This is a genomic window from Algibacter sp., from assembly GCF_029245835.1.
In the GTDB taxonomy this organism is placed as follows: Bacteria; Bacteroidota; Bacteroidia; order Flavobacteriales; family Flavobacteriaceae; genus Algibacter_B.
In genome coordinates, this window is record NZ_JAQWOO010000053.1 from 17,685 (window position 1) to 27,296 (window position 9,612).

The 9,612-nt window shown below is 34.5% G+C and carries 10 protein-coding genes; all 10 read left to right on the top strand.

Going from position 1 to position 9,612, the window contains the following annotated elements; genetic code table 11:
- Positions 1 to 2 precede the first annotated feature (2 nt).
- Complete coding sequence (locus tag P8K68_RS09060; protein ID WP_300249827.1) at positions 3 to 1,403, top strand: amidase family protein; 1,401 nt, start codon at positions 3 to 5, stop codon at positions 1,401 to 1,403.
- On the top strand, positions 1,403 to 4,756 hold the full coding sequence (gene gatB/aspS / locus P8K68_RS09065; RefSeq protein WP_300249829.1) for a bifunctional amidotransferase subunit GatB/aspartate--tRNA ligase AspS: 3,354 nt from the start codon (positions 1,403 to 1,405) through the stop codon (positions 4,754 to 4,756). The genes P8K68_RS09060 and gatB/aspS overlap by 1 nt, the downstream gene beginning before the upstream one ends.
- A gap of 182 nt (positions 4,757 to 4,938) precedes the next feature.
- A complete protein-coding gene (locus P8K68_RS09070; protein WP_300249830.1) occupies positions 4,939 to 5,793 on the top strand; it encodes a GIY-YIG nuclease family protein in 855 nt (284 codons plus the stop codon).
- A 160-nt stretch (positions 5,794 to 5,953) separates the two neighbouring features.
- Positions 5,954 to 6,133, top strand: a complete 180-nt coding sequence (locus P8K68_RS09075) for an AAA family ATPase (protein ID WP_300249833.1) — start codon at positions 5,954 to 5,956, stop codon at positions 6,131 to 6,133.
- Positions 6,134 to 6,362: 229 nt separating this feature from the next.
- Positions 6,363 to 6,734, top strand: coding sequence for a hypothetical protein (locus P8K68_RS09080; protein ID WP_300249835.1), 372 nt, complete (start codon positions 6,363 to 6,365; stop codon positions 6,732 to 6,734).
- 61 nt (positions 6,735 to 6,795) lie between these two features.
- Positions 6,796 to 7,428, top strand: a complete 633-nt coding sequence (locus P8K68_RS09085; protein WP_300249838.1) for a DUF2306 domain-containing protein — start codon at positions 6,796 to 6,798, stop codon at positions 7,426 to 7,428.
- 86 nt (positions 7,429 to 7,514) lie between these two features.
- Positions 7,515 to 8,018: a RidA family protein gene (locus P8K68_RS09090; RefSeq protein WP_300249841.1), complete on the top strand. Its 504-nt coding sequence runs from the start codon at positions 7,515 to 7,517 to the stop codon at positions 8,016 to 8,018.
- Between the two features lie 291 nt (positions 8,019 to 8,309).
- On the top strand, positions 8,310 to 8,552 hold the full coding sequence (locus tag P8K68_RS09095) for a type II toxin-antitoxin system ParD family antitoxin (protein ID WP_300249844.1): 243 nt from the start codon (positions 8,310 to 8,312) through the stop codon (positions 8,550 to 8,552).
- Entirely contained in the window at positions 8,549 to 8,851 is a 303-nt protein-coding gene (locus tag P8K68_RS09100; RefSeq protein ID WP_300249846.1) for a type II toxin-antitoxin system RelE/ParE family toxin, read from the top strand. Before P8K68_RS09095 ends, P8K68_RS09100 begins: the two co-directional genes overlap by 4 nt.
- Positions 8,852 to 9,067: 216 nt before the next feature.
- Complete coding sequence (locus tag P8K68_RS09105) at positions 9,068 to 9,292, top strand: hypothetical protein (protein WP_300249847.1); 225 nt, start codon at positions 9,068 to 9,070, stop codon at positions 9,290 to 9,292.
- The last annotated feature ends 320 nt before the right edge of the window (positions 9,293 to 9,612 follow it).

Sequence of the window (9,612 nt, forward strand, 5' to 3'; positions counted from 1 at the left end):
TTATGGATTCTCAGATACATAAAATTCATCAGCAATTGGTGAATAAAGACATCACGTGTACGGCGTTGGTACAAGAAAAACTAGACGCATTAAAGCAAAACACAAATAACACGGTAAATTCATTACTTGACAATCTTGCGCTTGATTTAGCTGCAAAAGTGGATGCCAAAATAGCAAATGGAGAAACCATAGGTTTACTAGAAGGGATTCCGTTTGGCATTAAAGATGTGTATATGGTTCAAGGCACCTATACAACCGCTAGTTCAGATTTGCTTAAAAATTACAAATCGGCTTACACAGCAACAGCCATTCAAAAATTACTAGATGCTGGCGCGATTCCTTTAGTAAAAGAAAATTGTGACAGTTTTGGTCATGGTTCTTCTAGTGAAAACACCATTTTTGGCGCTGTTAAAAACGCTATAAATCCAGATTTAGTTGGTGGTGGTTCTAGTGGTGGTTCTGCTGTTAATGTGGCTAAAGATTACACGATATTCTCCATTGGTGGCGATACTGGTGGTTCTGTGCGTCAGCCTGCTGGTTACAATAATGTATATGGTTTAAAACCCACTTACGGACGTATTTCACGTTTCGGATTAATGGCTTACGCTTCCTCAACAGACTGTGTTGGACCCATAGCTAAATCCATCGAAGATATTCGTATTGTTTTAAATGTCATGAGCGGCAAAGACTTTAAAGATCAAACCACTTACGCTTCCGCGGAAATAACTCAGGACAGCATTTTAACTTCAGATAACATTAAAACCGTAGGGTATTTTAAAAACTTTATCGAAAGTGATGCTATTGACGCTAACATTAAAGCAGATTTTTTAGCAGCTATTGAAAAAATAAAAGCCCAAGGTATCACAGTAAAAGCTTTAGATTTCTTTGAATCTGAAACTTTGGTTTCAACCTATTATACTTTGGCTATGGCCGAAACCGCATCAAACCTTTCGCGGTTAGATGGTACCAATTATGGTAATCGTATTGAAGGAGACAACTTAAAAGACACTTACGCAGTAACGCGTTCTGAGAACTTTTCAGAAGAAACGAAACGTAGAATCGTTGGTGGAAACCAGGTACTATCTCAAGGTTTTTCAGATGAAATCTATTTAAAAGGGTTGGCAATTAGAGATAGTATTGCTGACAATTTTGAAACCGATTTTAATGAGGTGGATATCATCATATCTCCTGTTACGCCAAACACACCACCTAAAATTGGTGATAGTTTAAAAGACCCGCTTGCCATGTATTTATCAGATGCTTATACGGTTGGGTTTAGTTTAGGGCAATTACCAACCTTAACGGTGCCTCAAGGTACAGCAACGGGTTTACAAATTACGGCAGCAAAAAATAATGACGAACTCGTTTTGAAGTTTGCTAACTTCTTAAAAGACACGATATAATGGATTTAGAACAATTAAACGAGCTACTTAAAAAGTACGAATTAGAGTTGGTAATCGGTCTTGAAACACACGTTCGATTAAATACAAAAACGAAGTTATTTTGCTCTTGTGCAAATCAGGAAATAAACACCCCAAACCAAAACATTTGTTCGGTTTGTACGGGTCAAATGGGGGTGTTGCCTGCTATAAATAAAGAAGCCATCAACAAGGCTATTTACTTTGGAAAAGCTGTAAAATCAACTTTTGAAAATGAAGTTATTTCTTGGGATAGAAAACATTATGAGTATCCTGATAACCCAAAGAATATTCAGATTACACAGTTTCATAACCCTGTGATTCCAGACGGACAAGTCTCTTGTTTCCGTAATGATGGTTCGCAGTTTACGGTAAATTTAACGCAAGTACATATTGAGGAAGATGCTGCAAAATTAATGCATGAGAAGAAAATCTCCTTAGTCGATTTTAATAAAGCAGGTGTGCCACTAATTGAAATTGTAACCGAACCTTGTATTCGTCATATTGAAGATGCGTCAACGTACGCACAATATATTCAACGTATAGTCCAAAATTTAGGAATCTCTGAAGCCAACCTTGAAAAAGGCGAATTTAAATCGGATGTATCGGTATCGCTTCGTAAAAAACGAGATTACAATTTAAATCCACGTACCGAAATAAAAAACCTAAACTCATTCAAGTTTATGGCGGAAGCTTTAAAAGAAGAAGTTGAAAAACAACTCAACTACTACATAGAGCATAAAGAGTTTAGACCAGATCAAACTACAGTGTTGTGGGATGCAGAATTGAAGCAAACCAAAACGATGCGTAAAAAGGAATTTGAAGCCGATTACCGCTTTATTTCAGAACCCGATTTACCTTTTGTAAGCATAAAAGATGTGGTTGAATCTATTGATGTCGATTTAAGTACGCTGCCTTTTGCCGTAGAATCTATCTTAATTAAAGGTGGTGTTTTACCACAAGATGCTAAGTTTTTCACCGCTGATTCATTACGTTCTGAAACCTTTGTAGCCATTAACAATGTAATTAAAGACCCATCATTCGTGGCTAAAACATTAGTAAATAATATTGCTGCGGATGATTATGGCGATATTCATAGTGTTGAGCATTTAATTGAAATTTTTCAACTTTTTAAAGAAGAAAAAATAACGTCAGTATTAGTTCAAAACGGCATTACGGCATATCTAAAAGACAGAAGTTTTGATTACAATACCTATTTCAAAGAAAACACGATATCAGAATCTCAAATTGAAGATGCGATATCAAAAGTGGTTTCAGAAAATGAGGCTATAGCAAACGATATTAAAGCAGGAAACCATGGGAAAGCGGGTATTCTTGTTGGGAAAGTTATTGGCATTATTGGAAAAGGCGCTTCTGGAAAAGTGATTCGCGAAGGGATTTTGAGTGCACTTGCTGGGAATGTTGACGGAAGACCGAAGACCGATGACGGAAGCGACACGAATGTCAGGCTGAGCGCAGACGAAGCCCAAACAAAAACAACAAAAGCCAAAGACGAAGAAGTCTTACCAGAAATTCCAATCATCATAAAAGACGAGTACAGAACTCATGTGATTTCTGATGTTTCAGATGATAGCATCAACGTAAACGTCACCTTTTCAGGATGGGTTTCTAGTGTGCGTGACCATGGCGAATTAATCTTTATCGATTTACGAGATTCAAGCACCGAGAAATTTCAGGTGCGATTAAGTAGAGAATCGTTTGCTAATTTAGATGAGTTGGTAAAACTAAAACCAGAATCGGTTATTACCGTTTCAGGAACGATTGTTCAACGTAAAGAAGATGATTATAACGCGGCCTTACGAACAGGGAAAATAGAATTAGAAGCCAAAGTTTTAGACATTTTAAACCTTTCTAAAACGCTGCCTTTTGAAATAAAACGCGCCACCAAAACCAATGAAAATGTACGTTTTAAATATAAATATTTAGACCACAGAAATGACGATGTACGTCGTGTGATTGTTAATCGTCATAAAGTCATCAAATTAATGCGTGATATTTTAGACGAACAAGATTTCTTAGAAATTGAAACGCCCATTTTAAGCGCAGGAACTGATGAAGGCGCACGCGAATTTATTGTACCAACACGTAAGCAATCAGGTTCGTTTTACACGCTACCACAGGCACCTCAGCAATTTAAGCAAATGTTGATGGTATCTGGTTACGAGAAGTATTTCCAACTGGCACGTTGCTTTAGAGATGAAGATTCTCGTGGCGACCGTCAACCAGAATTCACACAGTTGGATATTGAAATGGCCTATGCTAGCATGCAACAAATCATCGATTTAAATACAGAAATGTTCAATGGTATTGTTGAAAAAATTTATGGTAAAAAATGGATTTTACATCCGTTTGAAGTGATTACCTATAAAGACGCCATGGATTTTTATGGCTGTGATAGACCAGATTTACGTTTCGGACTAAAACTAAAGGACATTACAGATATAGTAAAAGATACCACCTTCCAAGTATTTAGTAAACCTATTGAAGCTGGCGGCATTGTAAAATGTATTAAAGTCTCTGCTGAAGAACAAGGTAACAAACGCATTTCTAAAGGTCAGATTGAAAAACTAACCGCTATAGCACAACAACATGGTTTGGGTGGTTTAGCTTATATTATTGTAAATGAAAACGATTTACAATCGCCAATAATTAAGTTTTTAGGTGAAGATATTGCTGCAGGCATCATCGAAACAACTAATGCGCAAGTTGGAGACATTGTATTCTTCTCTGCTGCGGATTATGCCACGGCAAATAAAGCTTTAGATGCGGTGCGTCAAGAATTAGGCAAGATGCTACGTTTAATCAATCCTAAGGAATTAAGACCTGCATGGGTTATTGATTTCCCGATGTTTGAAAAAACAGATGAAGGCCGTTGGACGTTTACACACAACCCATTCTCAATGCCAGCTATTTATGATATTGACAAACACATGAATGGTAAGGAAGACGAGATTGGAAGCATCATCGCGCAACAATACGATTTAATCTTAAATGGTTACGAAATTGGCGGTGGTTCTGTGCGTGCTCATAAACCTGAAATTTTGGAAGCCACATACAAAAACATGGGCTACAATAAAGACGAAATGATGAAGAGCGTTGGTACCATGTATAAAGCCTTCCATTATGGCGCACCACCACACGGCGGTATTGCCTGGGGAGTAGATAGATTAATGATGATTTTAGAAAAAAAAGCATCCATTAGAGAAGTGATGGCATTCCCAAAAACAGGCACCAGTGAAGATTTACTCTTTGGAGCACCTTCTCCACTATCTGATAAAAAGGTGGAAGAAATGAATGTGAAAGTGATTAAAAAGTAAGTTGTTTTTTTAAAAACACGTTTTATTAAAACATAGCATTCCGAAAACCATATCATTGTAATAAAATCCCGATATCTATTTGTCGGGATTTTTTAATTTTATGTAGGAAATATTCATTATTTTTATGGGGTATGCAATAGGTATTATTTAACGAGTTAGCGTACATTTAAAAACAGAACTTTATGAAAAAATTCGGGAAGACAATTAAGTTATTTCTTATTGATGGAGAACCTAATGGGAGAATGACTTGTGAGCTTTCCAATTGGACAGGAAAAGCCTATAAAATCCCTAGGATAATGATTAAGGAATCTTATTCACGTGAAGATTTACAAAGTCCTGGAATTTACCTACTATTCGGAGAAAACGAAGACGGAAAAGGATTAGTCTATATCGGAGAAGCTGAAACTATAATTGACAGACTAAAACAGCACGTTGCTCAGAAAGAATTCTGGTCTGAAGTAATTCTATTTATAAGTAAAGACGAAAACCTTAATAAAGCACATATCAAATATTTAGAAAGTCGTTTATACGAGAAAACTAAAAAAGTTAACCATTACGAGTTAGAGAATAATACAGTTCCTTCAAAATCATCAATATCGGAATCTGAAATTGCTGAAATGGAGGAATTTATTGAAAACATAAAATTACTTACAAATACTTTAGGCCACAGAGTTTTTGAAACATTGGTAAGTGCCGAAGCGAATAAGACAAAAAAAACAAATACTTTCTATATTAAAGCAGCAAGAGGAGCAAATGGTTTTGGAATCCCAAGCTCAAAAGGATTTATAGTTTTCAAGAATAGTGAAGTAGCAACAAGCACAACTGAATCGATGCAGAAATCATTGATTAACATTAGAAAAAGATTAATTGAAAACAAAACAATAATAAAATCCGAAAATGGGCTTTTATTTGATAAAGACTATGAATTCTCTAGCCCTTCAACAGCAGCTGGAATTCTAATGGGAAGAAATGCGAATGGACTTAAAGAATGGAAATTGAAAAGTGGAAAAACGCTAAAAGAACACGAAACATCCTAATAATACAACAACACGCCAACAATTAACATAAGTAATTACTTGTTCTCGCCTAATTCTGAAAATCCTCACGGATTTTCTATTCGGTTTTTATTTGCTAAATTAAATGCTTAACCACCCAACTAATCTTGAACAAACACCTCGTACTTCAAACCCAAATCAAATGATAGACAATATAATTTTCGCAGGTGGGATTCACGGAGCTGGAAAAGGAACTATTTGTAAAGAGTTATCTCAATCATTTAAATTCAACCATCTTTCAGCTAGTGAAGTTCTAAAATGTGGAATGTCTAGTTTTGTTGGTACGATTTCTACCAAATTTGTAATAGAAGAACATTTATAACTAAATCTGAATTAGATAAAAATTGGTGGAATAAGTTTCCTAAAACTAGACCTTTTGTAATTAACCTATTATACGCCCATTCTTTTCCAACACCTAAGCCAACTTTAAACAATCTAATAGAATTAAAGATTATTGAGAGCGTTAATAATATTCCGAGAGGATTCATCGAGATTAATGATGGTCAATTCAATTCTTTAATTAAATTTGCTTATGAGCTCTAAATGAAATTATGAAAGTAATATTATCAATAAAACCTGAATTTGCATTTAAAATATTTGAAGGAACTAAGAAATTCGAATTTCGCAGAGTTCTATTTAAAAATAAAAAAGTAAAAAACATAGTGGTTTATGCTTCTGCTCCAATTAGTAAAGTGATTGGGGAATTTGAAATTGACACAATTTTCCAACAAGATTTAACTACTCTATGGGATAAAACTTCGGAGTTCTCTGGAATAACTGAAGCTTATTATGCAGACTATTTTGAGGGTAAAAAAGAAGGTTTTGCAATCAAAGTAAAGAATCCAAAAATGTATGATAGTCAATTATGTATTAAAGAATCATTTGGGTTAAATCCTCCACAGTCTTTCGCATATGTAAGATAGTCCGTAAGCACGAAAGCACAACAACTTGTATTATCAATTACAAGTTTGTATATCTAGAAATATGAAAAAAGCATCCTGGATATTAATTGGCATTATGGCTACATCAATTGGCCTATATCCATTAATCTACTTTTTGGTAGACAGACGCTTTGGGCTACTGGCATCAAAGTCCGCCGCTCTTTTAAGTGATACGGTATGGAATATCGCATTTTATGGTCATATTCTTCTTGCTGGTTTGGCGCTTTTAATTGGATGGTTACAGTTTAGTAGCACATTGAGAAGAAGGCGTATGAATATCCATAGAGCCATTGGAAAACTATACGTAATTGCTGTTTTAATTAGCGGGTTTTGTGGGCTCTATATTGCCATACATGCCACTGGTGGCATGATAAGTATTCTTGGTTTTTTTAGCTTGGATTTAGTTTGGTTGAGCACCACTATTTTAGGATTCAAAGCCATTAAAAACGGAAACATTGCATTACACCAAAAATTTATGATTTACAGTTATGCCGCTTGTTTTGCAGCAGTAACTTTAAGAATCTGGTTGCCTACTTTAACCAGCATAATGGGCGAATTTATTGGCGCTTACAGGATTGTTGCTTGGTTATGTTGGGTTCCGAATATTATTGTTGCTTATTTTATTGTTCGGTATTCTAACAGGAATAACACATCAAGTAGCGCGCAAGGTTTATAAAAAATGGTAAATTAGTGCTTAAACCGTGCCATTGTCCAGACACAAAACTTGCTTTAAAACATTTAAATCTAACTAAAATGATAATTATGAAAAAAACATTTTTAATTGTAATTCTTTCTTTATTCCTATTTGGATGTAACCAAAACCCGAACAAAGAAGCCAGAATCCAAAAGCTTGAAAAAGAAATAGTTGATAAAGCAGAAACCCCTGAATATTTTTTACTGCGCCCTGAAGTTGAAAAAGCTTATGGATATTCGCATGCTGTAAAAATTGGAAATAATATAAAAGTTTCGGGTGCTGTAAGTATGGATAACGAAGGAAACCCAACTGCCATTGGTGATTTAGGACAACAAATGAAAAATTGTTATGCTGATTTAGAAAAAATACTCAATCATTATGGTTGTACTTTTGATGATGTTGTAGTTGAAAACATTTTCACTACCAATATGCCCTTATTTCTCGAAAATGCAGAATATAGAACCACGATATATAAAAATCATTTTCCAACAGGTTCTTGGTTAGGTGTTAAGGAATTAGCTATCCCTGAGTTTATGATAGAAATTGAATTGGAAGTGCATAAAGCGGAATAAAAGTTGCATATTTAAATACTTCAATAAAAACGAAATGGAAAAATTAATGAGGTTAATTGAAGATTATATTGAAGTGTAATAAATTAAATGATAAGAGCTAACGATATGCTGACAACGTTTATAATTAATTGCTGTTTTGTGTGAATCAGGAAAATCCTTGCAAATTTTCTCAGCTTGGTTTGCATTGCTAAATTAGATATTTAAAACACCCAACAAAGCATATTTAATAACTTTGTGCGTAATTTGGTTGCGTTACCAAGATTTGGTATATTTGAATAAATTTGAGCTAAAATGGGAAAAAACACATCTATATCACTCGGAAATCATTTTGAAGATTTCATTAGAGAAGAGGTAAATTCTGGCAGATATGGTTCGGTTAGCGAAGTTATTCGATCAGCATTACGTTTGTTAGAACGTGAAGAAAAAAAAGAAAGAGAACTAATTAAAGCTCTCAAAGTTGGAGAAAATAGCGGATTTGTTGAAAATTTTAACCCGAAACAAAACCTATCTGAATTGCATCGCCAAAACTTATGAGTAAAAACAAATATCGAATAAGTAAACAAGCGATTGATGATTTAAATGATATTTGGGTTTATACTTTTCAGAATTGGTCTAAAAAACAAGCTGATAGATATTATGACTTGATAATTGAAGAGATTGAATTTATAGCGGACAACTATCTGACAGGAAAATCCGCTGAACAAACTCGCAAAAACTATCGAGTAACAAAAATCAAATCGCATCTGATTTTTTACAGAAAAGTCGAAAATGAAATTGTCGAAATCGTTAGAATTTTACATCAGAGAATAGATATTAAAAAACGTCTGAAATAAAAACTGCACACAGCAAAGTAAAAAATTAATTTCTAATGCAGATCTAATCACGAAAATCCTAAGAATTTCCCTCTAGTTCACTTTCCTTTTCTGATTTAGAACTACCCAAGCACAACTAACCATAAACAAACATGTCGTGCTTCAATAAGCGAATAATGGATAAGTATCGTCCAAAATCACCTCAACTCTTGTATCTTACATTAATAAAATATAATTATGCAATTAAACTTATTGTCTTGTGATGCTCAGCGACCCGATAAAAGAGCGATATCTAATTGTATTATAGAGATTTCATCTAATATTGATACTTCATTGGCTAATGAACTCACTGATATACTATTAGAAGGAGACGCTATAGGTATTGAAGTGGCAGATAAAAACTCTGGTTCTGCTTTAAGAGCTTTACGAAAACTAAACATTGACTATGAGATTATAGAATGAAGCTAATTAAAGCTGCTTTCTAGCCTTTTTATTTCTACTGCTTCTAAAATTTCTACTACGTCTGGTAAAGTAATTTACCAAAACCATCGCCACAGAAATTAAAATAACGGCAATGATTATCTCGTATGCTTCGCTTGGAATATTCACACCTATAATATACAAAAAAATCCTTAATTTATTAACCTGAGTTCGATTATTAAAACAGGCAAACTTGATTGGAATTTATAGTTTGAAATTTAATAGACGGTTTTTTAGGCAAGAAGCTATATGCGATAAGCCCTGAAATCAGGTTGCTAAGAAAGTTCCCAAAGCTTCTGTGT